Source organism: Chromobacterium sp. IIBBL 290-4 (genome assembly GCF_024207115.1).
Taxonomy (GTDB): domain Bacteria; phylum Pseudomonadota; class Gammaproteobacteria; order Burkholderiales; family Chromobacteriaceae; genus Chromobacterium.
In genome coordinates this window covers 4,938,429-4,963,258 of record NZ_CP100128.1, presented here as the reverse complement: position 1 = coordinate 4,963,258, position 24,830 = coordinate 4,938,429, and the positions used below count along the sequence as shown (strand labels likewise).

The window sequence follows — 24,830 nt, the reverse complement described above, 5'->3', positions numbered from 1 at the left end:
GAGCCGGGTTTGTCCTGTGTTGCGGCCACACGACGTTGCGGACCTTTATCGAAGGCGAATTGGAATGAAGGGAATGATCGACAAGCTGAATTGATATGGCAATCGTGTGCTATCAAAATGGGGATTCGATTAAGTGAAATGCCAATGACATTTTTTTGTTGCTATGTGACTCAAGGCTACCAATGACTACTATCCCGCTTAATCGCCAGTTTTACGAGTGGAAAGAAAAAACAGACGAGCTGGCCCTCTTAAGGTATCGAGCCGCTGCTGGCTTGTCGAATGGTTTGCTAGGCTGGCCCGAATTGCTAGTCAGACGCCGTGTCGTAATTCTTGCTGAGGCAGGTAGTGGCAAGACTGAGGAACTGGTCGAGCAAGCACGGCAGCAGACGGCTGCTGGCAGGTTTGCTGTCTATGCGACGGTTCAAGATGTTGGCCGCTACGGGCTCGATAAGGCCTTGCGCCTGGTGGACCGGCAGCGTTTGAATGCTTGGCGTGTCGGCAATGAACCGGGATGGTTTTTCATCGACTCCATTGATGAGGCAAAACTCGACAATATTCGCCTTGAAAAAGCACTGCGGCAAATTGCCGAAGGAATCGCCGGTGGAGAGAGCCGCGCCCATATTGTTCTGTCCGGTCGTCACACCGATTGGGAATTCGCACGCGATGCTCAGCGGTTGAACGACGAATTGCCACTGCCGCATAACAATTTGGTCGAACCTCTCCCTTCACTTGAAACGCTGGTCCGCCGCATCCTCCGCCACGAAAAACGCCCAGAACCTATGCCTGTCGAAACGGCGCTGATTGTGGTGATGGCCCAGCTCGATAGAGAACAGGTACGAACTTATGCCGCAGCCAAAAATGCCCGGAAACTTGATGGGCTGATGGCCGCGATTGAGGCCGCGAGCCTATGGGGATTCGCGCGCCGGCCTCTAGACCTAGACTGGATCGTGCGTTACTGGCAGCGCCATGATCGTCTAGGCAGCTTCACCGTAATGATCGAAGTGAGCCTGCGTGAACGACTCCAAGAGACTGATCCGGAACGTGGTCGTCGTGATAGCCTTGATGCTGAGCGGGCTAAACACGGCCTTGAACGGATCGGCGCCGCCTTGGTGTTTGGGCGGCAGACGACCATCGCAATACCAGATAACGATGCCCGCACCGAAACAGAAAGAACCGTAGCAAAAATTGAAGACGTCCTGCCCGACTGGTCTAGTGAAGATCGGATGAAGTTGCTGTTGCGGCCGGCGTTCGACCCCGCGACCTTCGGTCGGGCTAGATTACACAACGACAACGAAGGTGTGGTCCGCGCCTATCTGGCAGCGCGTTGGCTGCAGCGACTACGGCAGTGCAACCTGCCGCAACGCCAACTGCATAATCTGCTCTTCTCTAGGATCTATGAAGTCGACCTAGTCAAGCCTTCGATGTTGGAAACGGCAGCTTGGCTTGCACTCTGGGATGAAAGCGTTGCCAGCGAGGTTGTACGTCGAGCGCCTTTTGTACTGTTCACCGCAGGAGATCCGGCAAGCCTTTCACATGAGACAAGGCAAGCATTGCTGACGGCACTGGTGGAGCGGATGCGCCGAGACGAAGAAGTGCCACTGCTGGATCTCAGCAGCCTTGCGCGATTTGTCCTGCCAGATATCGTCCCAGCGCTGCGTGCCGTCTGGGCTACGGACAAGGAGCACGACGAAATCCGTCATTTCGTGCTGCGCTTGATCTGGCTTGGAAAGGTCAAAGATTGTGCTGATTTGGCGATTGAAGCGTCTTTCGGCAGATATCAAGACTTTAGTACTGCGATGACGGCTGGCCGTGCGCTGCTTGCAGCTGGTGATGCGGGTGTACGCAGGGAGTACGCCGAATATATAAAGGTGCAGTGTGCAGTAATTCCGCCAACGCTGGTTTGGGAAGCTGTCGATGATCTATTCCCGCAACTTATAGACGTTGATGATCTGCTGGCGATCCTAGCGGTCATTCATCTGGGTGATGCCGAAGGGGGGGGCTTCCGGTTCGACTGGAACGGGGCTGAGCTCGTAGAGCGCTTGAAGAGCCCACCTGATCTGACTCGATTGATCAACGGGCTTTTGCAACAGCTAGAAGCTGAGTCGCAAGTAGGTACTGTAAAAAAGTCGCCAAGGGACGAGCAGTATGCTGCTGCTCTCGGTGCGGCTGCATTGCGTCTGCTGGATTTGTCTCCAGACGATGTTGCGCCTACTGCCGCAATCGATGCGGCTTTGCGTATCAGTGATCGACGTCAGAATATGATACAGCGTCGGATTAGCAGTGCGTCCGATGTGGTCGAACGGTTGCATCGAACGGCTGAGCGGCGTCGTGCAGCCTTTTGGAGGGCTGCCGAACGGCTACGCAATTACAGAAGCTCGGTGGATTACCCGTTGCTCTACCTTTTCCAGATGCAGCTCCTTGGCTGGCCGCTTAAGTTGGTGCTCGATGATATTGATTGGCTTCTGATCGATGGCCCATCCCGGGGACGAGCGACTGAACGGAAATTGGCTATTAATTCCGCGCTCAATATTTGGTCCGCGGAAGGGAAGCCTGAGGCATTGAAGAGACGTATCTCCGACGTTGCTACGACGGACCTCGAGATGCAAGAGACCTACACCGAGTGGATGACGCCGCATACTAAGTCGGCAGAAGAAATCAAGAGTGATGAAGATTTGGCAGAGGCCCGGCGAGCTGGCGAGTTGGCGCAGGCTGAGCAGGAGCAATCCTGGATCGACTTCATCGCTGATTTGAAAGAAAATCCGGTGCAATTGCGTCGACTACATCCGACCACAGAAACAAGTATTGATAGACGGATCTATTGCCTTTGGCAGTTACTGAGTGAGGCATCCAGTAATAACTCGTGTTATGCGATCAACAGCGTTGAGCCTCTTGTTGAGCTGGCCGGAGAGGAGGTCGCCGCGGCTTTTGCTGCGGGGCTTGCCGAAATTTGGAGAGCTTGGAAGCCGACGTTACGTAGTGTGCGCCCGGCGGAGGAACGAAATCAGATTAGCACGATTGATTGCCTGGGCATTGCCGGGATCTCGATTGAGGCGGCCATAAGGAAAGATTGGGCGTTGTGTCTGACCGAACCGGAGGCAATTCGCGCCGCAGAATATGCGACGCTGGAGATAAACGGTATCCCCGATTGGATTGCCGCACTGGTGGCAGCTTGGCCTGCCGCGGTGGAGAAGGTGTTTGTTCAAGAGGTGGTGCACAGTTTGGATGACCCGACACCGCTTGGATACTACCAACTCTTGGATGCCCTTCGCCGATCCGATGAAAGCGTTGTTCAACTGATGGCTCCCTCATTATTGAGTGAACTGGAGGCCCGTTCCAATCTGGACCGCGAGGCATTACGGCTGCTGTTGTTCATTCTCAATCGTGGGCTGCTTCGAGATAAAAAAAAGGACCTCTGTGCATTGGCCCTTAGTAGATTTCAGTTTTCGTCTGATCCGCATGTTAGTGCTCAATACTTGGAGGTCGCATATGCGATCAATGCTTATAGAGCGACAGACGCGCTGATGGCGAAGCTTGATCTCTTGGGCGAAGTTGAGAAGACAGCACTTGTCCAACAGGCGCTGCCTCAGATCTTCGGCTCGCGCTGGCCACTTTCGGAGCTTGCTGACATGCATCTTGATGCAGCGGTTCTGGAAAGATTGGTTCTTCTTGCATATGCCATGATACCGCTAGAAGATAACCGTAATCGCGTGACCGGGGGCGTGTATTCGCAAGACGAGTGTGATGAAGTGAAAAGGGCGCGTTCAGCAGCATTCTCTGCTTTGGTCAACACGCCGGGGCATGCCACGTATGCCGCTATTCTGCGCTTGATGGATACACCTAATTTCCCTGTACCTCGATCTCGTTTGCTCGCGTTGGCACTTGCTCGGGCGGCTAATGACGCGGAGCACACTGCCTGGCGTGCTGATGATCCGTTCCAGTTTGAGCAGGGCTTTGAAAAGCCACCGGTAACCGGCCGAGAGCTGCAACGTGTTGTGTTGCAACGTTTGGAAGACTTGCAGCACGATCTTGTTCATGGCGATTTTCAGCAAGGCACAACCCTGTGCGCCTTGCCTGATGAGCAGGAGGTGCAAAAGTGGGTGGCAGATCGGCTAAGACAGGTACAGGGGGCCGCATATTCGATCGAGCGCGAAGTGCACGTTGCTGATGAGAAGGAGCCAGATCTGCGTTTAAGAGCAAAGGCAAGCGACGTCACCGTGGCGACAGAAATCAAAGTCGCGGAAAGTTGGTCGATGAAGGAGCTTGAGGATGCGCTGGTCATCCAGCTATGTGGCCAATATTTGCGTGGACAGGAGGGGCGCGAAGGTATCCTTCTCCTGGTTCATCAGAAAACCCGATCAAAGGGCTGGAAACTACCTGACGGTGCCTACCTAGATTTTGAGGGGGTGGTGCAGCGGCTTCGCGCTTTGGCCGTAAGTATCCGAAGCAAATCGCCAGCGGGACCGCAGCCTGAAATCGGCGTCATTGACGTTTCTAGATGCGACGATCGTCCCTAACACCCAGCAAGTCAGTCATTAATCGTAAGTGACCGCCAAGAGCAAGCTCAGAAAATTCCAATTAGAAGCTAGCACTTACGTGAAGGAAGGTCAGTAGCAAGTTTTGCTGGTGGCTCTTGGTTGGGCGTCGGGCGTTGCAACAGAATGGCGCGTTTGTGGGCAAAGTAGAGTTTGGCCTCCTCATGTGGAATGCTGGGGCGCGGATCATCCAGCGCAGCCTGAACGGCTTGGCGAACGTAGTCGTTGTAAGCGACCACAGATGCGGGCGCGGGGAGGATGGGTGCAAGTTTTGGCATAGGATTTTCTCGTTACTTTCAACTTCGAGTGTATTCCAAAAGCCGTTTTATATGGCGCTGGAAATTAAAATTGCGGTGTATTGCATAGCTGGCAGCGATGATTTGCCCATATGTCATGTCTGATTGGGTGGTCAGGCTTGTTCGATTACATACCTGTGCGATTCATGTTAATGGCATTTTTTATTGCCTGCCTCTAGTCAGGCATGCTGCTACATCCGTGCGCCAAAACATATACTCGTCTCCGCCGTCCACCGCCGGCCCGCAGAGGGGACGCAGCCCTTGTTTGACCAAGTGTTTGGCGGCCTGTCGCACCGGTTTGTCGACCATTTCTGCCAAGCGTTCTCCCCAGATGTAGTCGTTGGTCAGCCGTTCCAGCTCTTTGGCCTCTAGACCCAGCAGCATACGCTTCTCATAGCCATATTGCTGTTGGTTGGCGTGGGCATGCCCAGCCCCAATCAGGTGATAGAGCAGGTTGACGTCCATCTGGATGGCTTCTGCGGCCTCCCTGACCGTGAAGAAGCCGCGGGAGCGGCGGTATTGCTCATGCCAGAGTGTGAATTGCTGCCGGGAAACCAGCAGCGCACGGAGGCCATGATCAGCTGGGTTGCGGCCTATAACCTCTAGCGAACCATCTCGCAGGGCGCGGATCACCGCCAAGAAGGGCTCGCTGCCTTGCATCCACCGTTTGGTGATTTCCCACACCGATAGCAGCTCTGGATTGTCCGGTTCTGGGCTGATCTGGCCATGGTTCAACTGCTCCAGGAAGGCGTTGATGGTTTCCAGCTGAAAGCACCACCGGGTGCGTTTCTTATCGTGAGGCAACGGCTGCAGGAGGCCGTTTTCGATCAGCAAACGGATTCGTTTGGGGGTGATGCGTAGCATGCGTTCCACCTCCAAAATGGTCAGCGTGCCATGTTCATTGCGGGCGTAGGCCTCCAGGGAGCTGCGTTCTACCAGCCAAATAGCTTTGCCTTTAGCCGATGAGGACTGGCAGCCTTTGATGGCGCCGCTTTGGATCAGCTTGTGTACCGCGCCTGTTGAGAGATTCAGCTGTTCCGCTGCCTTGGCCAAGCTGATGATGGGATGGGCCTGGCGCAGGTCCTGCTGCAGGATCAGTTTGTCTGGCCATCGCTCATGGACATAACGCTCGAATTCTTCCCGTACAAATAGCAGCTCTGGATGAATCAGCAGCCGGTAGAGGGCCTGATGTATTTCTCGCAAGTACACCCGCAGGGATGCCGTATTGCCGGATATGGGCAGCGTGTACTCCTCCAGTAGTTGATGGAAGCGTTGTGGCCAATGCTGAGCGATCTGCATGGCCAACTGCAGATAGGGCTGAATGATTTCGATCCGGCCATGATCGGCTATTTTTTGCGGCCGGGTATTGGGCCTGTGCGAGGCATAGGCGCCAAAGAACCAGAGCAGGTCGCATAGCTGTGCCAGGTGTAAATGATCTAACTCCGGCGGCGTGGGGATGTTGCTGACAGTGAGGTCGGGCAAACCGATCAGCGGCCGGATGGCCTGGGCAATCAGTTTGGCGAGAGTCAACTCGGCAGCGGTGCCTGGTCGTGTGGCGGCATGGCGCAAGTCCGCGCCGCAGCTGCAGGTAAACATGGTGCCTTGATGCCAGCGGATGAGTTGGTTGCAGCCGGGGCATTTTTCTCGCAGCAGCAGACGATGAGTTGGGCAGGCTATTTGCAGGGTCAGCAGCCATTCCGTTTGCCAGATGCCGTGCTCGGCCAGGCAGACGGGGCACCAGCGGCGGTGATGGTGATTCCAGTACGTCACCTTGAGACCGAACCGATGGTAGCCGTGACGGCCCAGGCTTGCAGGTGCCGGACCTGTCAGGCATGCCAGGCTAGTCTGATCATGCCCGGTGAGCTGGGTCAGATTCTGCCAGGCGGAGTTGGTTTTTTTGACGAATAACGATAGCCAGGTCTGTCCTGGGTAGCCATTGACGTGCCCGAGGCGCAGGCAATAGCCGAGCAGACTTTCGCCCGCTTGCGGTTTGGGGCGGATCTGTAGTAGTGGAAAGGACATGGTCTCGTACTCCATTGAAGGGCCGCCGAGTGGCGGCCCTCATGGGTTTACAGCGTGGTTGGGGGTGATTTGGGTGCGTTTCGGCGGGAGAACCGGGTAGGCTCGAAAGGCTCACCTGGTTGATCTAGACGTCGGAACACAAAGTTGGCATCGAAGGGATTCAGCTCAGGCGGGCTGTCTCGCCAGACATAGTTGGAGAACGCCATGGCCAAAATGTTTTGGTCGAGATCGTGCCGATCCTGTTCGATCAAGCATTCCAGCGCTCCCAGAATCACCTTGGAGAGATAACCGAGCAGACCATTGCTGGCGTAGTGTAGGCGCCTGACGCAGTCCCACTCGGCGAGTCCCCAGATTGGACGCCCCTGATTGATCTGCGTGTCCCAGGCATGGACGACGTCGCGGAACAAGGACTTGTCGGCGTTGCAGGAGAAGCCAATCGGCGTTAGTGCCACGCGTGCGGCAAACCGACGGCGCAACTGCTCGTTGGAGCGCAGTATCCACTCGCACTCTGGCAGGCCGGACAGCACCGTCGGAATGGCGATCTGGTCGATCAGGGTCTTGAGCCACTCGGTGACCTCTTCGAAGGTTCTGCGGCCGGCATCGACGAAGTGATGGAATTCATCCAGCAGCAATGCCTCAGTTTTGCCGCCGCGGATCAGCTGCACGATCTGGTTGGTCTTCTCCGCGGTGCTGCCCCGAAGTTGCACGCCGGCCCCTAGCGCGATCAGAATGGCTTCCGCCAGGCCTCGGATGGTCGGGTGGGCGGGCACTTGGACATACACCACCGGGCGTATCGTCGCCTCCTCCGTTTCATAGCTGGGATGCTGTTTGGCAAAACTCTGCAGCACCGAGGTTTTGCCGGTGCCGGATGCGCCAATCAGCAGCAGATGCCTGGCTGCAGCACCTTGGCGCGACAAGGCATGGCTGTGAGACAGTCTTTCCAGCGCCGTGCTGAATTGTGGGTGCAGGATCTGGATCCGCTCCGCGCGTCGAAGATCCGCCAACGTGTAGCGTTCACTCATGGCGATCTCCTTCAGGATCGTACGCGAGCACGGGTAACGTGCTGGGCGGTGACCAGTTGTCTGTCGGGGGGAGTTCCGTGTCCTCTGAAATCGCAGGAGGCAGCTTGCCGGTGGTCATCACCTTGCTTGAGTGGGTGCCTTTGACTCGTGCGGCGCGTTTACGGTCGGCCAGTTTGCGGCTTTGCAGCAATTGGCCGACCACCTCTTGCATGTGTACCTTGGCCCGGGCCAGTGATAGTGGATCGGTGGATGCCAGGCCCTGCCTGCGTAGCGCTGCCTGAATCAGCTTGTGCTGGTGCAGTTGCAGTCCTTCGGCGTAGTCTGGGGTGAGGCAAGGAACCGCGATGGCTTCTTGTGATGCCGGATGCAAAGCGAATATCGAACCCAGGTTGTCCGGGTCGAAGCGGACCTGAATTTTGATGCGGTCGCCAAGTTGTTTCCGCCAGGGGAGCAAATCTTTGCAGTTGTAACGCAGACCATGCAGCTCTATGCCGGCATGGCCCAGTACCCGCTCAGCCTGCTTGGAGAGCACCAGCCGCAAGCGATCAGGATCGATGGTGCGAGGTGTGACGATTTCCGCCGCGCGTTGCCAGGCGGCATACGGGGTCTGCTTCAGGCCTCGATGGTAGGTCTGGGAGTAGATGTCGACGATCCAGATGTGCAGGGCGTGGACCAGCTCTGACAGGGTGACGATCGACTCTTTCAGTGGGTCATAGCCGTAGCGGTCGAACCAATTGGCAAAGCTGCTGCCGGGCAGTTGATGGGCGAACTGCTCCGCCAGCGTCCGCAGCGATCGCTCGACCATGGGTTTGAACCATGGTGTGCGGGGCGGGCAGAACTGGTAGTTGATGCCCAGTTCGAAAGTGGCGCGCAGCAGGTCCTGGGAGTGAAACTCCAATCCGTTGTCGACGACCGCAGTGGTGGGAATGCCATGGCATGGCCAGTCATGCTGGATGTCGGGATACCGCTCTTTCACATAGTCTTTGCTGCCGATGGCGTGCTGCAAGCAACGCAGCACCGCCTCGATGCTGGGCGGTGAGAACGACAAGTAGAAGCCCAGGATCATGCGGGTGTGGCAATCGATGATCACCGTGATGTACGGGCGGCCCAGCACCAGCATAGATGTCTCATCAATGATGAACAAATTCAGCGGCGTATGATCAATCTCGACGCGTTCCAGCAGGTACATCGTGGCGGGTGTGATGCTGCTGTGCCGGTACTTTTTTCGGACGTACTCGCGACCATAGCGCGCCAGATCCACCTCGTAGCGTGGTAGGGTATTAACGTAGCGTCTGACTGTCGCGTAGCTCGGAATCGCTAGAGGATCAGTGCGGCAGGCGTTCTCTTGGGCGACTCGAACCAGCAGAGCATCGTAGGTGGCTCGGATGGGCAGGCGCTGATTTGATAGGTATGTTTTTTGAACGCACTCGTCTATCAGGCCAATTACCTCTGGGTGTAGTCGTGGAGCCCGGCTGCCTCGATTCTGTGTATTGGGGATCAGGCTACGAGGGTCTCCGTCCGCCGCTTGTAGCTGTTTGAACCAACGATACAGTGAGCTTGGCGATGGCGTGTTGGTATCGCCAATTTGCAGGGCGACTCGAACGGCGAGTTCGGTCAGATGTCGTTTGGTGAACCTTCCTCCCCTGTATGTCGATGCCTGTATGGCATCAACGTATTGACGCCGGCGTAGTGCGGCCTGCTGCAGAGTCCCAGGGAGCGTGTCAAATAAACGACCCTGTTCTGTATGGGATTTCGTTGGGGAGCGCAGGCTCCCCGGTTTGGCCAGGGAGCTCATGTTAGGCCCTCCAGATGCGTGATTGGGCCTCAATCGGCGTTCGACGAATATCCGTTCGAATCAGCCCCTGTGCTATGGCAGCCAGCACAGTTTCACGCCCGAGCGCATTGGCAACTATGGAAAATGCTTGTGGGCGCAGCCCTAGGTTCGTGGCAATCCATGATCGGGCAGCAGTAGGGATCAGGTTGAAACGATACTGCTCCAGCAGCGGTAGGTTGGTGCGTAGGCCTGCCTGATTGAGGGTTTTTTCGGTGAATACGGCAAACAAACCCCCAGCCTGTTCCACCAATGGTGTAACCGTATCGTATCGACGTTTGTTGTCTGGCCTCTCGGCCTCCGCGTGATATTTGACCTCGACTAGGCAGCGCCGGCCATCACGTAGCACAATCAGATAATCCGGTGTGTATGAACATAGCCGCTCCTCTAGGATGTACGGTATGCGGCCCGGTTCTGGGATGATGCTCAGCACCTCTGGGGCGAGATCCAGCATGAGCGTGATTCGGCCTGCTAGACCGGATTCGTGTGGAATGGGGCCGCCGTTGGGCCCCTTTGTCGAGGCAACCAGGCCGCGGTATGAATTGCCGTGCCGGTGGAATGCCTCCCTGACGGGGTTTGTGGCGTTCAGGATCGCCTGGATCATCTGAGTGATACTGGCGGTGTGATGCAATTCTGGTGCGCTCATGCGTGCTCTCCCTCTCGGCCAGGAGGTTGCAGAAATCCCTCCCTGGCTCGAGATATTTAAGAAATTGCGATAGGGAGACTTGACGAGATGCTGATGGAACTCGATACTGGTTGTGAGTTGGCAGTATCGTGTGATCATCACACATGCGACAGGGCTCCCATTCCCGTGGGTTTGCCCTGTTCGTCCTTATAGTCTCAGGTACCTCAGTTGCCTTCCTTCGTTGCCCTAGTTACATCGCCATCCTCCATCGTTCGTTAAGCATCGCCTGTTAGGTTCAGTTTAGACCTGTCCCGCATGAAATTATGCTAGCCGCGCGCCGGGACAAAACACAAGAGGGGGCTGCTCAATACATAAATTATTGAATGATTATCATTATTTTTTAATCAAAAAAATTTCAAGGAAATTTAGGGCGATTTCCAGAATGGTGCGGAAAATCGTAGGGTTTTCGATTTGACTGTGGACATTGGGTGCTGTATTGAGTGCGGGGTTTTTTTGAGAGGTCCTGACACTTTTATGCCATTGTAATTTTATTGGTGTTGGGTGGGGTTTCTAGTGCGGGGTGTTGTTTTTTTATTGAAACGCAATTGAGGATTTGAGGAGGGGGATAATTTCAGATCAGATTTTTAAGAGGGAATAAAAGGAATTTGTAAAAATTTAATTTGCAACAGTTGGTTTTAAATCCTGAAGCGGGGATTGTGACGGTTTGTGACTGCTTCACTTTTTATGGAAAAATTTTTCAACAATCACGATCCCCTACACAACAACACAACAGCTCACTTCGCCTTGAAATCCAGGCACACCGAATTGATGCAGTATCTTTCCCCGCTTGGGTCCGGCCCATCTTCGAAAACGTGGCCGAGGTGGGCGTCGCAGTTGGAGCAGCGCACTTCCACGCGCACCATGCCGTGGCTGGTGTCGGTGATGCGCTGGATGTTGGCGCCGGCGGCTTCGGCCCAGAAGCTGGGCCAGCCGCAGCCGGCATCGAATTTTGTGTCGCTGTGGAACAGCAGCGCGCCGCAGCAGGCGCAGTGGTAATCGCCCTGTTTGTTGTGGAAGTAGTGTTCTCCGCTGAATGGACGCTCGGTGCCGGATTGGCGGGCGACGCGGTATTGTTCCGGCGTCAATTGGGCGCGCCATTCGGCGTCGGTTTTCTGGATGGTCACGGTCGGCTCCTTATGGGGTCTTGGGCGGATGGCGCGGTTTGCCGCCATCTGGCCAAATGTCGCGATGCTATGGACATCATCATAATGCCGGCGGCGGAAACTGGCGATGTCTGAGGGTGGGGCGCCGTTGCAATCCTCTGGCGAGCGTCTTCGCCAGAGGCCCGGTTGCCATCGCTGGTTTTGCCGCGGGGCATTGCGCTGTGTCGATTGGTCGCGCCGGAATGGGTTTTCTTACTGGATTTCGTCCAGCGCGCCAGCAAGGTGGGATTCGTCCGCCCAGCGCCGCAATGACCAGCCGCCGTCCTGGTAGTCCAGCCAGTTCAAGGCGGCGTTGGGGATGGGGAAGTCGCGCTTGTCGCGCAGCGCTTTGGCGGTGGCGGCGCGATACATGATGTCCAGCACGCCGCCGTGGGTGACGATCAGCACCGTTTCGCCGGGGTGGCGGGCGGCGATGTCGGCGAAGCCTTCCAATACGCGGGTCTGAAATCGATGCAGGCTCTCGCCGCCGTCCAGGTCGTAGTCCGGATCGCGCGCTTGATGGCGGTGGTAAAGATCGGGAATCTGTTCCGCCGCTTCGGCATAGGTCAGGCCTTGCAGCGCGCCCATGTTGCGTTCGCGCAGGGCGTGGGTGTAATGGGCAGGCAGGCCCAGCTTGTTTTGCAGCGGCGCGGCGGTTTGGCGGGTGCGGGTCAGGTCGCTGACGTACAGCGCCTGGAAGGCTTGGCCTGGCCGGAAGGCTTGGGCCAGTTGTTCGGCCTGTTCCAGGCCGGTGTCGTTGAGCGGAATGTCGGTGTGGCCTTGCAGCCGGTATTCGCGGTTCCAATCGGTTTCGCCGTGGCGAACCAGGCAGAAGCGGGTGACGGGCTGGGCCATTGTCGCCTTTCGCTAGCGGTTACAGGATGCCGACGCCGGACAGCTCGCGCGCCATATTGGCGGCGTAGTTGTCGGTCATGGCGCCGACGAAGTCGAGTATCTTCATATAAGCCTGGTACAGGCTGTCCCCGTTTTGAATATGGCCTTCCAGGAGACCCATCGCCAGGTGTTCGCGCGGCGTAAGCTCTTTGCCGCCGCGCGCCGCGTAAGCGTGAACGGCGGGCACCAGCGCGTCCAGAATGGTGGAGATGCAGGGATAGGAGGCCAGCTCGGTGACCAGTTTGGTGCGATGGCGGTAGACCTTGGTGCTGGCCAGCTCCTTGGCCTGGATCAGCGCGTCCTGCACCGCCGGTTCGCAGAGATTGATCAGGTCTTTGGCGGGGAATTCGCCATGCAGCAGCGAGGGGTGGTGCAGCATGAATTTTTCCGCCACCTCGGTGACGCAGCGGCCTATCGCCACGCCGCGCAGCGTGCCGCATTTCTGGCTGACGTTGTGCACGCCCCAGACGCGCTCGTGCTCGGCGAAGCCGGAAAACAGTCTTTCGAACTCGTGAAAATCCAGAATGCCGATTTCCACCGCGTCCTCCAGGTCGAGGATGGCGTAGCAGATGTCGTCCGCAGCCTCCATCAGATAGGACAGCGGATGGCGGCTCCATTGCAGCGGGCTGTGGCGGATCAGGCCCAGTTCATCGGCGACGCGCTCGAAATAGGGCAGCTCGGTGCGGTAGATGTTGAATTTGTCGCGTTCATAAGCGGGCGGCGCGTCTGCTGTCCACGGGTATTTGATCAGCGTGCCCAGCGCGGCGGCGGTAAGGCGCATGCCGCCTTCGCCGGTATACATCTCCAGCGTGGACAGCATGCGCAGGCCGTGGGCGTTGCCCTCGTAGGTTTGCACATCGCGGATTTCCGCCGGGCTCAGCCCCTGCAGCCAGTGGGCGTTGCGCTCGGCGCGGAACCAGTCGCGCAGCGCGTCTTCGCCGGTGTGGCCGAAGGGCGGATTGCCGATATCGTGCGCCAGGCAGGCCACTTGCACCACCGCGCCGATATCGTGCGGGGTGTAGCCAGCGGGCAGCTGGCCGCCGTGTTCCAGCATGACCCCCACGCGGTTGCCCAGGCTGCGGCCCACGCTGGCCACTTCCACGCTGTGGGTGAGGCGGTTGTGGGTGTGGTCATGGCGGGCCAGCGGATGCACCTGGGTTTTGCGGCCCAGGCGGCGGAAGGCGCTGGAGAACACCACGCGGTCGTGGTCGATGTGGAAGTCGGTGCGCAGGCCGGAACCGCCTTCTTGGGTGGCCGGCGTGCGGGTTTCCTTGACCTCGCCCTGGATGATTTTGAAGCGGCGGGTGGAGAGCAGGCTCTCCCAGTTCATGCTTTGGCTCATGATGTCGCCCGGTGTGGAGTCCTACCGATGATATGTGCGGCCGCAACAAAACAAAAGAGCCGGCGTGAGGCCGGCTCCTGTCAGGAGGATCAGCGGTGGCCAGTCTGGTGGCCGATGACGCCGCCGATGGCGGCGCCGCCCAGCGTGGCGACGGCGCTGCCGCCGGTCAGCACGGATCCCAGCACGGCGCCTGCCGCGGCGCCGACGGCGGTGTTCTGTTGGCGATGGCTCATGCTGGCGCAACCGGACAGCAGTGAGAGGGCCATGGCGCCGGCGAGCAGCAAGCGGGCAGGGCGCTGGATGGTATGAGTCATGGTTTTCCCCAGAATGGAAGTTCTTGTCTCGTTAGGACTCTCGCTGAGAGCGGGAGGTTCTGCGGACTTGGTAACCATTCGTAAGGGGATGTGACGGCTTTTCCAGGAGGCAGGGATGCCGGCTGGCGAATGGGGGAAAGAGCTACGATAATCCGATGGAGATTCATGGCTTTGCAGCGGCCGATTGTATTTTGCAATCCGCATTTACCGCAGGGGGATTCTCCGGTACAGTGCCGCGTTTTTCCACGTGGTTGGCGCCAGCCCCCGACGCTTGGGGCGGCCTGGAGCCCCGCGCGGTGCCCGGCGGTCCGGCCTTGCTCAGGACCATCATGCATTTCACCATTTTCGACACGCCCATTGTGCGCGATCTTTTTCGCTGGCTGTCCATCGCCTTGCTCAAGCTCTGCGGCTGGAAGCTGAAGGGTGAGTTCCCCACGTTGGACAAGTACGTGATGATAGGCGCGCCGCACACCAGCAATTGGGACTTCCCCATCACGCTGGGTCTGTGCTTCGCCGCGCGCGCCAAAATTTACTGGATGGGCAAGCACACGCTGTTCAAAGGTCCGATGGGGCCGGTGATGCGCTGGCTAGGCGGCATTCCGGTGATGCGCCATCAGAACAACTCTTTGGTGCAGCAGATGGTGGATGTGTTTCAGAGCAGCGAGCGGCTGGTGGTGGCGATTCCGCCTGAAGGCACCCGCAAGGCGGTGACGGAGTGGAAGACGGGCTTTTACCACATCGCTCGAGGCGCGGGCGTGCCGATCGCGCTGGCCTATCTGGACTATGGACGGAAGGAAGGCGGCTTCGGCCCCATGTTCCAGCCGACAGGCGATATCGAGGCGGACATGCCAAAGATCCGGGCCTTTTACGCGGACAAGCGGGGGCGCTATCCTCGCTGAAGTTTGATCTGAAAATAAAAAGCGCAATCGGCCGATTGCGCTTTTTTCATGCTGTATGGATTTTGCTTATTCGGGCTTGGCGAACATCGCTTTCCAGCCTTCCAGTCCCAGTTTTTGAACGGTTTCGATATTGCGCTCGAAGATGGCTTCCGCTTCGGGGAACGCTTCCACCGCGCGGTCTATGCTGGCTTCGCGTATCAGGTGCAGCGTCGGATAGGGCGAGCGGTTGGTGTAGTTTTCGATATCGTTGACGCCGGTGCCTTCGAACTGGAAGCGCGGGTGGAAGCTGGCCACCTGGATTTCGCCTTCCAGTTTCAGCTCGTCGACGATGGCGTCGGCGATGTCGAGAAATTCGTTGAAGTCGAGAAAACGGGTCAGCGCCTTGGGGTGCACCAGCAGCGTGGTGTCGATTTCCTGCGGGTCGGTTTCCGCCAGCAGCTTCAGTTCGGCGGCCAGTTCCTCGGCCAGCTGCTGCGGGTCCGTGGCTTCGCTCACCTGGATGCGGACTTGGTTCTTCACGTACACCGATTTGGCGAAGGGGCAGAGATTGAGGCCGATGACGGCCTTTTCCAGCCACTCGCGGGTGGCGGCGATGACGATTTCGTTCTGGTCGGACATGGCGGCTCCTGGCTGGCCCTGAGGGCCGAAATGCAAAAAAACCCGGACGTGTCCGGGTTTTCTCATCTAGCTTGATGATCTCTTGAAGAGATTACAGCGGCTGGATGTTGGAGGCTTGCTTGCCCTTCGGGCCGTCAACCACGTCGAAGCTCACGCGTTGGTTTTCAGCCAGGGTGCGGAAGCCTTTGGCGTTGATTTGGGAGAAGTGAGCGAACACGTCGTCGCCGCCTTCGTCCGGGGTGATGAAGCCAAAACCTTTGGAGTCGTTAAACCACTTAACGGTACCAGTTGCCATTTTGTTTAATCCTCAAAACGAGCAGTTGAAATAAAAGGCACGAAGTTCAAGGGAAATGGCGACTGAGGTACGGCCTATTGCCACTACGACAACTACACATCCACAACTTGAGCATCCTGCGGAACGGATAGTGCCTATAGTTCTGCGCCATGGCAAGCGTTTTCTGTAAGAAATGGCCGTTTTTACGAATATTTAATACCTTGGGCCAGGACATTTACATTTCCTTTAACTAAGCCCAAGACGATCGGCAAGGCTAGCCCTTTGTTTTGCCTGCGTTTGCTTATACTGGGTAAATCGATGAGGCTTGGGAAATGTCATCATGGCCAGGCAGTTGGTAATGCCGGAAATTTTGGATCCGGTGGGTTTTCAGGACTTCCGCGACGCGATTTCAGACTATGCGCCGCAGTTGGAGCAGCTGGTTTGCCGGCTGGGAGACGGCGGCGGGACTCCTGAATCCATCGCCCAGATGTTCCGCATTCTGCATAGCATCAAAGGAGATGCCAGCCTGTGCCAGGTGGTGTTTGTCGAACCCTATGTGCATGCGCTGGAAAATCTGCTGGAGCGAGTGCGTAACGGCGAGTCGCCATATCTGGAAGTGATAGGCGATGTGCTGTTGCTGGTGCTGGATCGCCTGGTGCTGGTGTTGGAGGCGATGGCGCATGGCGAGCCGCTGGAGGACTTGCGGCTGGAAAAGCTGTTGTCGTCCCTGGAGAAATTGCCGGTCATGGGCGCGGCGGAGTTGCCGGCGGCCTGCGCCAAGTTGGTCGCTAGCATGATGGGCCAGGCCGCGCCGGCGCCCGCCGCGCCCTCCCAGCCGGTCGAGAGGCTGGGCCAGCGCTTTGCCGATCTGCAGTTTTTCCGCTCGCTGGCTTTGCAATTCGAGCAGCGATTGCCGGAGTTTCATGGCCGCACCGAACGCAATCTGGCGCTGGCGCTGGAAACCAACCGCCTGGCGGAAACGCCGCTGGACATGGAGCAACTGGCCGCCGCCGTGTACATGCACGATATCGGCATGATGCTGCTGCCGGAGTCCTTGTGGTTGAAGGCGGGGCGGATGAGCGAGTCGGACCGCCAAGAGATGTCGGCGCACCCCGGCTGGGCGGCAGGCTTGCTGGAACGCATGCCTGGCTGGGATGTCGCGGCGAAGATGGTGTGGCAGCATCATGAAACGCCTGATGGGCGAGGCTATCCGGCTGGCTTGAAGGCGGGGGGCATTTGCGGGGGCGCGTACTTGCTGGCCTTGATCGACGCCTTCGAGTCTGTGACGCTCAAGCATGAGCAGCAAGGGCAGCGCCGCTCCATGCTGCGGGCAGTAGCGGAGTTGAACGCCTCGGAGCGGCAGTTCGATCCGGCATGGCTGCAGTTGTTCAACCGGGTGATCCGCGCGCGGCTGGAGCTGCGCAGCGTGGTGGGCGGGCGCTGAAAGCCGTTCGCGGGCATGGCGGAGCCAGCCCGCGCTACGGCGGATGGGCGGCTCGCTTCAATGCGCGCCGTGGCGGGCGAACCAGTCCAGCATTCTCTTCCAGCCGTCTTGCGCCGCAGGGGCGTTGTAGCTGGGGCGGTAATCGGCGTTGAAGGCGTGATCGGCGTCCGGATAGATGACGATCTCGCCCTCCTTGCCGGCGCTTTGCAGCGCGGCGCGCATTTTCTCAACCGACTCCAGCGGAATGCCTTTGTCTTGCCCGCCGTAAAGTCCCAGCACCGGGGTTTTCAACTCCTTGACGATGTCCAGCGGATGGCGCGGCGTGATGTCGTTGGCCGGCGCTTCCAGTTTGCCGTACCAGGCCACGGCGGCCCTCAGGTCTGGGTTGCGCGCCGCGTACAGCCAGGTTTGGCGTCCGCCCCAGCAGAAGCCGGTCACCGCGCCGCGCTTCAGATCCGCGCCATGCGCGCCGGCCCAGCGCCAGGTCGCGTCCAGATCGCTCTGCACTTCGGCATCCGGCACGGCGCGGACCAGATCGCGCATCAGCGTATCGATATCGGCGATTTTGGCCGGATCGCCATGGCGGAAGTACAGCTCGGGCGCGACCGCGAAATAGCCTTGCTTGGCCAGGCGGCGGCACAAGTCCTGGATGTGGGCGTGCACGCCGAAGATTTCCTGGATCACGATCACCAGCGGCAACGGTCCCGCGGCTTTGTCCGGTTTGGCGTAATACCCGCCCATCACGCCTTTGCCGGTGTCGATATCGGGCGCGCCGGTTTGCAGTGCTTGGCTGTCGGTGAAGATGGCGGAGGCGGAAACCGGCTGGATGGCGAGGGCGAAGCCCACCGCGCCGGCTCCGGCCAGCAGGGCGCGGCGGGTAGGATCGGTCTCTTGATGCGACATGCGGCTCTCCTTGGCAAGGAATCTTTTACAAATATTGCTGATTAAAGCTTGAACACAGCGCGGGGAATGTCGATAAGCAATATTGATGGTCCAACAGTTGTGGAAACCACTTATGTCGGTCGAATTATGACGGACTCTTCAGGCAAGGTGAAGCTGCCGCGGAATTTTCTGCGGCCCGGCAGGCAGACGCCTGTGGATGTCTATGCCAAGAACGGCGTGTTGCTGCTGAAGAAAGGACATTACGTCCTGACCGAGGAGCAGCGGGATAGGCTGGCCAGGCTTGGCCATGGCGATGGCGAAGAGGTCGAGGCCCGTCTGGAGCGGGAGCGGCTGGAGCGCGCCGCGCAACGCGAAAAAGAGGCCGAACAGCAGCGCAACAGCGGCAAGCCGCTGCAGGAGATGGCATTTTTGCTGCGGCGGGCTGAGGGCGTGTTGCTGCATGGCTTGGCGGTGCGCGATCTGGCCGGCAGCTTGCTGGGCATGGCGGAAGGCTTGCTGATCCTCAGCAAGCGGCATCCCGACGGCGTGTTGGCCAGCGTGTTCCTGTTGCCGTACCAGGATATCGGCAGCGCCCATAGCGTGCATGTGGCGGCGATTCTCGCGGTGCTGGGACGCAAGATGGGCCTGGACGACGAAAGTTTGCTGCCCCTGGTCGGCGCGGCGCTGGCGATGAATCTGCCGATTACCGGGCTGCTCAATCAATTGGCCGCGCAAACCGCGCCCATGGACGAGGCCCAGCAGGAGCAGATGTTCGCCCATCCGGTGCTGGCTTCGGCCATGCTGCGCGAAGCGGGCGTGGCGGAGGAGAGCTGGCACAGGCTGGTGCTGCAGCATCATGAGCGGCAGGATGGCAGCGGCTATCCCTTGGGCTTGGCCGGCGACGAAATCGAAAGCGACGCCTTGCTGCTGCAGATGGTGGATCTGGTTTGCGGATGCGTGCATCAGGGCGGGCCGCAATTGCCGGCCTGGGTGTTGGGCAGTCTGTTCCGCGGCGAACTGGGCGCGTTTCCTTCTCAACATGTGTCCTTGTTGGTGAAGGAGTTGGGCGTTTATCCGCCCGGCAGCTTTGTGCGGCTGTATAACAATGAAGTGGCGGTGGTGACGCATCGGGGCGACAAGGCCAACGCGCCCAAGGTGGCCGCGCTGAGGCGGCTGGACGGCCCGCCTTACGCCGACTGGCTGTTGCGCGACACCCGGCAGCAGATGTTCCAGGTGGTGGAGCCGGTGGCGGCGGTGTTGGCGGGCTGCAATCCGTCCTTTCTATACCGGCTGTGGCATAAATCCTGAGTCATTGCGCGCCGCTGGCGGGCGCGAGCGGCCGGATCTTCACCTGGCTCAAGTCCTTCACTTTCCAGACGCGCCGCATATGGCCGAAATCGCGCCTGGCTTCATTCCCGTACTTCACTTCCGGCAGGAAGGACATCTCCAGTTTCACTTCGCCCAGATAAACCGTTTCGCCGGCATCCAGATGAAACGGCGCGTTCTGCTTGAACTGCTTCATCTGCAGATACGGCCCCCAGGCGCCGTCCTCCGCCCAATGGCCCCAGACATTGGCCAGGCGATAGTCTCCCGGCGGCAGCGGCAACAGCATCAGCTTGCCTTCCACCGGCGACATGCCTTCCTCGCCGAATACCGTGTCGGTATTGAGGCTGGCGACGTCTGCCGCGGCTTCCCGTCCCGCGGCGTCGCGGATTTGCAGGCCGACGACGGCGCGATCCGGCTCAAAGGCTTTGCCGACCAGCGATACGATGGCATAGGCTTGGCCCAGCGGCGGCGCGAGCGAGCCTTGCAGCTTGTCCGCCATGCTGGCGCAGCCGGTGAGCGCGGCGATGGCGGCGATGAGAAACGTGCGGCGTAACATGTCGGCCCTCGGTGTCGAGCGGCCCGCTTATCGGGCCGGGGTGTCGAAGATCATGCAGGTGGTGGTGGCGTGAGCGTACAGCTTGCCGGCCTCATCCTGCAAATGGCCTTCCGCCGTGGCCATGCGTCCGCCGGCGTGGATCACCTTGCCGCGGCAGATCAGCTTGCCATTGGCGGGCAGCACGGCGCGCACGAAGTTCACTTTCAGCTCCAGCGTGGTGTACGCCTTGCCTTGCGGTAGGGTGGAGTGGACGCTGCAGCCCATGGCAGAGTCCAGCAGCGTGCTGATCACGCCGCCGTGCACCGTGCCTATCGGGTTGAATTGCGATTCGTGGGGATGAAAGGCGAATTCCACCTCGCCTTTTTCTGCGCGGATGAAATCGAAACCCAGCAGCTTCGCCACAGGCGGCGCCGGGAGGCGGCCGTCGGCCATGGCCTGCAGATAATCCAGGCCGGATAGGTCGAGCGCGGCGCGGGCGCCGGTCATCGGGTCATCCCACTGTACGGTGAGAGTGCGTTCGGTTTTTTGCTCGGCAGTCATGGCGGATCTCCTGGTGGGGGAGTTCACCATGCCCGGTTTGCGCCCAAACTGTCAATGCCGATGACATTTCAATCTTGCAGATGCGGCGCGATGAATTCCAGCAGCCGCTGCGGCAGCCAATCGATGTGGCCGGGGAAGGGACCGGTAGCGAAGCCGACATGGCCGCCGTCCGGCGGGAAATCCAGCGTCACCGCCGCCGACACCTGCGACGGCTCAGGCAAGGCGCTTTCCGGCAGAAAGGGATCGTTGCGGGCGTTGAGCACCAGGGTGGGGCGGGCGATGCGCGTCAGCTTGGGTTTGCTGCTGGCCTGGGTCCAGTAATTGAGCGCGGTGCCGAAGCCATGCAGCGGCGCGGTGACCAGATCGTCGAACTCGATGAAGGTGCGCGCCTCGCGCAGCCGCTTGGCGTCGAACAGGCCGGGGTGGCGCTGCAGCGATGCCATGGCCTTGGGCTTGAGCGTGTCCATGAACATGCGGGTGTACAAGAGCTTGCCCAGCCCCTTGTCCAGCCGAGTGCTGGCCGCCACCAGATCCAGCGGCGCGGAGACGGCGGCCGCGGCCTGGGGCAAGGCGGATGCGCCTTCCTCGGCCAGATAATTGAGCAGCATGCTGCCGCCCAGCGATACGCCGACGGCGGCCAGCCTGGCGAAGCGGCCGGACAGGCGCTGCAAGATCCAGCGCACTTCGGCGGCGTCGCCGGCGTGGTAGGCGCGCGGGAGCGGATTGTCCACGCCGCCGCAGCCGCGGAAGTGCGATACCACGCCGTTCCAGCCGCGCGCGGCCACGGCATGCATCAGCGCCTTGGCGTAATGGCTGGCGCTGCTGCCTTCCAGTCCGTGGAACAGCACCACCAGCGGCGCGCCGGCCTGGCCGTCGACGAAGTCCAGCGCGATGCGGGCGCCGTCCGGCGTGTCCCACAGTTCGCGGCGGTAAGGCGGAGGATCCAGTTTGACGGCTAGCGCCGGCCAGATGGTCTGGGCGTGGCCGCCGCGCAACCAGCGCGGGGGGCGGTAGTTCATGTGGCGGGTTTGAGCGCGGATTTGGGGCGGAAAGCTTTCACCACCGTCTCGTCGGTTTCGATATAGGGCGCGCCGATCAGATCCAGGCAATACGGCACCGCGGCGAAGATGCCGGGCACTTCCGCCTTGCCGTCCGCGCCGCGCAGGCCTTCCAGCGTTTCCTGGATGGCTTTGGGCTGGCCGGGCAGATTGAGGATCAGGCTTTGCTTGCGGATCACGCCGACCTGGCGCGACAAGATGGCAGTGGGCACGAAGCGCAGGCTGATCTGGCGCATCTGTTCGCCGAAGCCCGGCATTTCGCGGTCCGCCACCGCCAGGGTGGCGTCCGGCGTCACGTCGCGCGGCGCCGGGCCGGTGCCGCCGGTGGTCAGCACCAGATGGCAGCCATCGTCGTCTACCAGCGCCTTGAGCGTGGTTTCGATGCGCGGCTGTTCGTCCGGGATCAGGCGGCATACGGTTTCAAACGGCGTGGCGAGGGCGCGGGACAGCCAGGCTTGCAGCGCCGGCAGGCCCTTGTCTTCGTATACGCCTTGGCTGGCGCGGTCGGAAATGGAAACCAGGCCGATTTTCAGCATTATTCGGCGTCCTCTTCCTCGTCCTTTTGCCACAGGCGCGGCTTGCCCGGTTCCGGGATCAGCGCCTTGATTTCCTGGAAAAGCTGGCGGTAGGCCTTGGGCGGCTTGTTGTCCTGCAGTTCCTTGCGGGCGTTGCGCATCAGCGTGCGCAGCTGCTGCGGGTCGCCCTCGGGGAAGGCGGCCAGGAAGTCGGACAGCGCCTTGTCGTCGGCCATCAGCTTATCGCGCCAGCGTTCCAGCAGTTTTTGCCAGGCGATGTGCTCGGACGATTCGCCCTTCAGCACTTTCAGGTATTGCTGGATGGGCTCGGGGTCGATGTCGCGCATCAGCCTGCCGATGTATTGCATCTGGCGGCGCAGCGCGCCGTTGGCGTTGAAGCGTTTGTAGTCCAGCACGGCGGTGAGCAGGTCCTCCGGCAGCTGCATCTTTTTCAGCGTATCCTTGGACAAGTCGACCAGCTCTCGGCCCAGATCCTGCAGCGCGTCCATGTCGCGCTTGCGCTGGGACTTGCTGACGTAGCCGTCGTCGTTCTGGTAGTCGGTCATTGTTGCTAAGTCTCAATCGGTTTTCAAGGCTGGTATGATACCGGAAAAGGCCGTCGGCCGTTTCTACAGTTCTGAAAGATACTATGGCAGATAAGACATTCAGTTTCAGCTCGGATGCGCTTTCCGACATCGCCGGACGCGTGGTGGACATCGCCCGCCGGCAGGGCGCGAGCGCTTCCGAGGCCGATGTTTCCGAGGGCGTGGGCCAGTCGGTGGGCGTGCGGCTGGGCGAGGTGGAAACCATCGAATACAACCAGGACAAGAGCGTCAGCGTCACGGTCTACCTGGGGCAGAAAAAAGGCCATGCCAGCACTTCGGACTTTTCCGAAGCGGCGCTGGAGGAAACGGTGCGCGCGGCGCTGGATATCGCCCGCTACACCGCTGAGGACGACTGCGCCGGCCTGGCCGACGCGCAATTGCTGGCAGACGAGTTTCCGGACCTGGATCTCTACCATCCCTGGTCCTTGCCGGTGGAGGACGCCATCGAGCTGGCCCGCCGTTGCGAAAACAGCGCCCGCGCCGTGGATGCGCGCATCCGCAATTCCGAGGGCGCCAGCGTGTCGGTGCAGGCCAGCCAGTTCATCTACGCCAACAGCCATGGCTTCAACGCCGGCTTCTCCAGCAGCCGCCACAGCTTGTCGGCCGCGGTGGTGGCCGGCGACGGCCAGGCGATGCAGCGCGATTACTGGTATTCGGCCGCGCGCCATCGCGACGACCTGTTGCCGGCGGAGGAAGTGGGCCGCATCGCCGGCGAGCGCACGGTGCGCCGCCTGAACGCCCGCCGAGTGAAGACCGGCCAATATCCGGTGTTGTTCGAAGCGCCGGTGGCGATGTCGCTGCTGGGCCATCTCGCTTCCGCCATCAGCGGCGGCAGCCTGTATCGCAAGTCGTCCTTCCTGCTGGATTGCCTGGGCAAGCCGGTGATGTCCAAGCAGGTGGTGATCGATGAAGATCCTTTCCTGCTGCGCGGGCTCGCCAGCAGCGTCTTCGACAGCGAAGGCGTGGCCACCCAGTCGCGCCGGCTGGTGGATGGGGGCGTGCTGCAAGGCTATCTGCTGTCCAGCTACTCCGCCCGCAAGCTGGGCATGCAAACCACCGGCAACGCCGGCGGCGCCCACAACCTGGTGGTGCACTCCACCGGCGAGAGCCAGGCGGAGCTGCTGGCGCAGATGGGCAGCGGCCTGCTGGTGACCGAGCTGCTGGGCCAGGGCGTCAACACCGTCACCGGCGATTACTCGCGCGGCGCGGCCGGTTTCTGGGTGGAAAACGGCGTCATCGTCTATCCGGTGGAGGAAATCACCATCGCCGGCAATCTGCGGGAGATGTTCCTCAATATTGAAGCCATCGCCAATGACGAGCTGGACCGCGGCGGCCGCCGCATCGGCTCGGTGCTGATAGGCGGCATGATGGTGGCCGGCGAGGAGTGAGCGGCAGCCTGTTCGCGCCGGAAAACGGCCCGTGGGCCGAGCCGCTGTCAGCCGGCACGGTCTTGCTGCACGGCTGGGCCTGCGCCGACGACGCGGCATTATGCGCCGCGGTGGAGACGGTGCTGCGGCAGTCGCCGCCGCGCGGCATGGTGACGCCGGGCGGGCAGGCGATGTCGGTCGCCACCTCCAGTTGCGGCGATTGGGGCTGGGTGTCGGATAGGCGCGGCTATCGCTATTCCGCCGTCGATCCCGACAGCGGCCAGCCTTGGCCGGCGATGCCGGACGCGCTGCGGACGCTGGCTCGCGGCGCGGCGGCCGAGGCGGGTTTCGCCGGCTTCGATCCCGACGCCTGCCTGATCAATTGCTATCTGCCCGGCGCACGCATGGGCCTGCATCAAGACAAGGACGAGCGCGATTTTGCCGCGCCCATCGTGTCGGTGTCGCTGGGTTTGCCCGCAGTCTTTCTGTTGGGTGGCATGCGCAGAGGCGACCCTAGCGCGCGCATCCAACTTCTCCATGGCGACGTGCTGGTGTGGGGCGGACCGGACCGGATGCGCTTTCATGGCGTGCGGCCGGTGCAGCCCGGCAGCCATCCCTTGCTGGGCGAGCGCCGCATCAATCTGACTTTCCGCAAGGCCCGCTGAT

The 24,830-nt window shown here is 60.1% G+C and carries 23 protein-coding genes; 6 read left to right on the top strand and 17 right to left on the bottom strand.

The window, feature by feature from the left end:
* Window positions 1-182: 182 nt before the first annotated feature.
* Window positions 183-4,514 carry an NACHT domain-containing antiphage protein HyoA gene (gene hyoA / locus NKT35_RS23370; protein ID WP_254297661.1) on the top strand — a complete coding sequence of 1,444 codons (4,332 nt, stop codon included), beginning with the start codon at window positions 183-185 and terminating at the stop codon, window positions 4,512-4,514.
* A gap of 68 nt (window positions 4,515-4,582) precedes the next feature.
* Here hyoA and NKT35_RS24250 read toward each other — a convergent pair whose 3' ends face one another.
* The 9 genes from NKT35_RS24250 to NKT35_RS23330 form a co-directional block, all read right to left on the bottom strand.
* On the bottom strand, window positions 4,583-4,810 hold the full coding sequence (locus NKT35_RS24250; RefSeq protein WP_371926413.1) for an antitoxin PaaA2 family protein: 228 nt from the start codon (window positions 4,808-4,810) through the stop codon (window positions 4,583-4,585).
* A gap of 180 nt (window positions 4,811-4,990) precedes the next feature.
* Entirely contained in the window at window positions 4,991-6,865 is a 1,875-nt protein-coding gene (locus NKT35_RS23365) for a TniQ family protein (RefSeq protein ID WP_254297660.1), read from the bottom strand.
* Window positions 6,866-6,897: 32 nt separating this feature from the next.
* Window positions 6,898-7,872, bottom strand: a complete 975-nt coding sequence (locus tag NKT35_RS23360; RefSeq protein ID WP_254297659.1) for a TniB family NTP-binding protein — start codon at window positions 7,870-7,872, stop codon at window positions 6,898-6,900.
* Window positions 7,865-9,667 (bottom strand): TnsB C-terminal domain-containing protein, encoded by a 1,803-nt coding sequence (locus tag NKT35_RS23355; protein WP_254297658.1) that lies wholly within the window; start codon window positions 9,665-9,667, stop codon window positions 7,865-7,867. Before NKT35_RS23355 ends, NKT35_RS23360 begins: the two co-directional genes overlap by 8 nt.
* Before the next feature lies 1 nt (window position 9,668).
* Window positions 9,669-10,349, bottom strand: coding sequence for a TnsA endonuclease N-terminal domain-containing protein (locus NKT35_RS23350; RefSeq protein ID WP_254297657.1), 681 nt, complete (start codon window positions 10,347-10,349; stop codon window positions 9,669-9,671).
* 773 nt (window positions 10,350-11,122) lie between these two features.
* Window positions 11,123-11,560: a peptide-methionine (R)-S-oxide reductase MsrB gene (gene msrB / locus NKT35_RS23345; protein WP_254297656.1), complete on the bottom strand. Its 438-nt coding sequence runs from the start codon at window positions 11,558-11,560 to the stop codon at window positions 11,123-11,125.
* A 183-nt stretch (window positions 11,561-11,743) separates the two neighbouring features.
* Window positions 11,744-12,385 carry a histidine phosphatase family protein gene (locus tag NKT35_RS23340; protein ID WP_254297655.1) on the bottom strand — a complete coding sequence of 214 codons (642 nt, stop codon included), beginning with the start codon at window positions 12,383-12,385 and terminating at the stop codon, window positions 11,744-11,746.
* Between the two features lie 19 nt (window positions 12,386-12,404).
* Window positions 12,405-13,766 (bottom strand): deoxyguanosinetriphosphate triphosphohydrolase, encoded by a 1,362-nt coding sequence (locus tag NKT35_RS23335; protein ID WP_254297654.1) that lies wholly within the window; start codon window positions 13,764-13,766, stop codon window positions 12,405-12,407.
* 89 nt (window positions 13,767-13,855) lie between these two features.
* Entirely contained in the window at window positions 13,856-14,080 is a 225-nt protein-coding gene (locus NKT35_RS23330) for a YMGG-like glycine zipper-containing protein (RefSeq protein WP_254297653.1), read from the bottom strand.
* Window positions 14,081-14,409: 329 nt separating this feature from the next.
* On the opposite strand from NKT35_RS23330, the gene NKT35_RS23325 reads away from it, so the two are divergent.
* Complete coding sequence (locus tag NKT35_RS23325) at window positions 14,410-14,979, top strand: lysophospholipid acyltransferase family protein (RefSeq protein ID WP_254297652.1); 570 nt, start codon at window positions 14,410-14,412, stop codon at window positions 14,977-14,979.
* Window positions 14,980-15,045: 66 nt separating this feature from the next.
* Here NKT35_RS23325 and NKT35_RS23320 read toward each other — a convergent pair whose 3' ends face one another.
* A complete protein-coding gene (locus tag NKT35_RS23320; RefSeq protein ID WP_254297651.1) occupies window positions 15,046-15,597 on the bottom strand; it encodes a DUF1415 domain-containing protein in 552 nt (183 codons plus the stop codon).
* 91 nt (window positions 15,598-15,688) lie between these two features.
* On the bottom strand, window positions 15,689-15,892 hold the full coding sequence (locus NKT35_RS23315) for a cold-shock protein (RefSeq protein WP_254297650.1): 204 nt from the start codon (window positions 15,890-15,892) through the stop codon (window positions 15,689-15,691).
* Between the two features lie 337 nt (window positions 15,893-16,229).
* Here NKT35_RS23315 and NKT35_RS23310 point away from each other — a divergent pair, with 337 nt between their 5' ends.
* Window positions 16,230-17,315, top strand: coding sequence for an HD-GYP domain-containing protein (locus NKT35_RS23310; protein WP_254297649.1), 1,086 nt, complete (start codon window positions 16,230-16,232; stop codon window positions 17,313-17,315).
* A gap of 57 nt (window positions 17,316-17,372) precedes the next feature.
* Here NKT35_RS23310 and NKT35_RS23305 read toward each other — a convergent pair whose 3' ends face one another.
* Window positions 17,373-18,218, bottom strand: coding sequence for a dienelactone hydrolase family protein (locus tag NKT35_RS23305; protein WP_254297648.1), 846 nt, complete (start codon window positions 18,216-18,218; stop codon window positions 17,373-17,375).
* Between the two features lie 126 nt (window positions 18,219-18,344).
* Here NKT35_RS23305 and NKT35_RS23300 point away from each other — a divergent pair, with 126 nt between their 5' ends.
* The gene (locus NKT35_RS23300; RefSeq protein ID WP_254297647.1) at window positions 18,345-19,505 is read left to right on the top strand and encodes an HD-GYP domain-containing protein; all 1,161 of its coding nucleotides are present in this window, start codon (window positions 18,345-18,347) and stop codon (window positions 19,503-19,505) included.
* Window position 19,506: 1 nt separating this feature from the next.
* Here NKT35_RS23300 and NKT35_RS23295 read toward each other — a convergent pair whose 3' ends face one another.
* From NKT35_RS23295 to yjgA, 5 genes are all read right to left on the bottom strand, one after another.
* The gene (locus NKT35_RS23295) at window positions 19,507-20,079 is read right to left on the bottom strand and encodes a hypothetical protein (protein ID WP_254297646.1); all 573 of its coding nucleotides are present in this window, start codon (window positions 20,077-20,079) and stop codon (window positions 19,507-19,509) included.
* Window positions 20,080-20,106: 27 nt separating this feature from the next.
* A complete protein-coding gene (locus NKT35_RS23290; protein ID WP_254297645.1) occupies window positions 20,107-20,619 on the bottom strand; it encodes a PaaI family thioesterase in 513 nt (170 codons plus the stop codon).
* Window positions 20,620-20,687: 68 nt separating this feature from the next.
* Window positions 20,688-21,638 carry a YheT family hydrolase gene (locus NKT35_RS23285; RefSeq protein WP_254297644.1) on the bottom strand — a complete coding sequence of 317 codons (951 nt, stop codon included), beginning with the start codon at window positions 21,636-21,638 and terminating at the stop codon, window positions 20,688-20,690.
* Window positions 21,635-22,213 (bottom strand): molybdopterin adenylyltransferase, encoded by a 579-nt coding sequence (mog, locus tag NKT35_RS23280; protein ID WP_254297643.1) that lies wholly within the window; start codon window positions 22,211-22,213, stop codon window positions 21,635-21,637. The genes NKT35_RS23285 and mog overlap by 4 nt, the downstream gene beginning before the upstream one ends.
* On the bottom strand, window positions 22,213-22,758 hold the full coding sequence (gene yjgA / locus NKT35_RS23275) for a ribosome biogenesis factor YjgA (RefSeq protein ID WP_254297642.1): 546 nt from the start codon (window positions 22,756-22,758) through the stop codon (window positions 22,213-22,215). The genes mog and yjgA overlap by 1 nt, the downstream gene beginning before the upstream one ends.
* A gap of 83 nt (window positions 22,759-22,841) precedes the next feature.
* On the opposite strand from yjgA, the gene pmbA reads away from it, so the two are divergent.
* Both pmbA and alkB read left to right on the top strand, forming a co-directional pair.
* The gene (gene pmbA / locus NKT35_RS23270; protein WP_254297641.1) at window positions 22,842-24,185 is read left to right on the top strand and encodes a metalloprotease PmbA; all 1,344 of its coding nucleotides are present in this window, start codon (window positions 22,842-22,844) and stop codon (window positions 24,183-24,185) included.
* Window positions 24,182-24,829 (top strand): DNA oxidative demethylase AlkB, encoded by a 648-nt coding sequence (gene alkB / locus NKT35_RS23265; RefSeq protein ID WP_254297640.1) that lies wholly within the window; start codon window positions 24,182-24,184, stop codon window positions 24,827-24,829. The genes pmbA and alkB overlap by 4 nt, the downstream gene beginning before the upstream one ends.
* Window position 24,830 lies beyond the last annotated feature (1 nt).

Coding starts and splice junctions, on each gene's coding strand:
- hyoA (WP_254297661.1), top strand. CDS start 183: ATGACTACTATCCCGCTTAATCGCCAGTTTTACGAGTGGAAAGAAAAA.
- NKT35_RS24250 (WP_371926413.1), bottom strand. CDS start 4,810: ATGCCAAAACTTGCACCCATCCTCCCCGCGCCCGCATCTGTGGTCGCT.
- NKT35_RS23365 (WP_254297660.1), bottom strand. CDS start 6,865: ATGGAGTACGAGACCATGTCCTTTCCACTACTACAGATCCGCCCCAAA.
- NKT35_RS23360 (WP_254297659.1), bottom strand. CDS start 7,872: ATGAGTGAACGCTACACGTTGGCGGATCTTCGACGCGCGGAGCGGATC.
- NKT35_RS23355 (WP_254297658.1), bottom strand. CDS start 9,667: ATGAGCTCCCTGGCCAAACCGGGGAGCCTGCGCTCCCCAACGAAATCC.
- NKT35_RS23350 (WP_254297657.1), bottom strand. CDS start 10,349: ATGAGCGCACCAGAATTGCATCACACCGCCAGTATCACTCAGATGATC.
- msrB (WP_254297656.1), bottom strand. CDS start 11,560: ATGGCGGCAAACCGCGCCATCCGCCCAAGACCCCATAAGGAGCCGACC.
- NKT35_RS23340 (WP_254297655.1), bottom strand. CDS start 12,385: ATGGCCCAGCCCGTCACCCGCTTCTGCCTGGTTCGCCACGGCGAAACC.
- NKT35_RS23335 (WP_254297654.1), bottom strand. CDS start 13,766: ATGAGCCAAAGCATGAACTGGGAGAGCCTGCTCTCCACCCGCCGCTTC.
- NKT35_RS23330 (WP_254297653.1), bottom strand. CDS start 14,080: ATGACTCATACCATCCAGCGCCCTGCCCGCTTGCTGCTCGCCGGCGCC.
- NKT35_RS23325 (WP_254297652.1), top strand. CDS start 14,410: ATGCATTTCACCATTTTCGACACGCCCATTGTGCGCGATCTTTTTCGC.
- NKT35_RS23320 (WP_254297651.1), bottom strand. CDS start 15,597: ATGTCCGACCAGAACGAAATCGTCATCGCCGCCACCCGCGAGTGGCTG.
- NKT35_RS23315 (WP_254297650.1), bottom strand. CDS start 15,892: ATGGCAACTGGTACCGTTAAGTGGTTTAACGACTCCAAAGGTTTTGGC.
- NKT35_RS23310 (WP_254297649.1), top strand. CDS start 16,230: ATGCCGGAAATTTTGGATCCGGTGGGTTTTCAGGACTTCCGCGACGCG.
- NKT35_RS23305 (WP_254297648.1), bottom strand. CDS start 18,218: ATGTCGCATCAAGAGACCGATCCTACCCGCCGCGCCCTGCTGGCCGGA.
- NKT35_RS23300 (WP_254297647.1), top strand. CDS start 18,345: ATGACGGACTCTTCAGGCAAGGTGAAGCTGCCGCGGAATTTTCTGCGG.
- NKT35_RS23295 (WP_254297646.1), bottom strand. CDS start 20,079: ATGTTACGCCGCACGTTTCTCATCGCCGCCATCGCCGCGCTCACCGGC.
- NKT35_RS23290 (WP_254297645.1), bottom strand. CDS start 20,619: ATGACTGCCGAGCAAAAAACCGAACGCACTCTCACCGTACAGTGGGAT.
- NKT35_RS23285 (WP_254297644.1), bottom strand. CDS start 21,638: ATGAACTACCGCCCCCCGCGCTGGTTGCGCGGCGGCCACGCCCAGACC.
- mog (WP_254297643.1), bottom strand. CDS start 22,213: ATGCTGAAAATCGGCCTGGTTTCCATTTCCGACCGCGCCAGCCAAGGC.
- yjgA (WP_254297642.1), bottom strand. CDS start 22,758: ATGACCGACTACCAGAACGACGACGGCTACGTCAGCAAGTCCCAGCGC.
- pmbA (WP_254297641.1), top strand. CDS start 22,842: ATGGCAGATAAGACATTCAGTTTCAGCTCGGATGCGCTTTCCGACATC.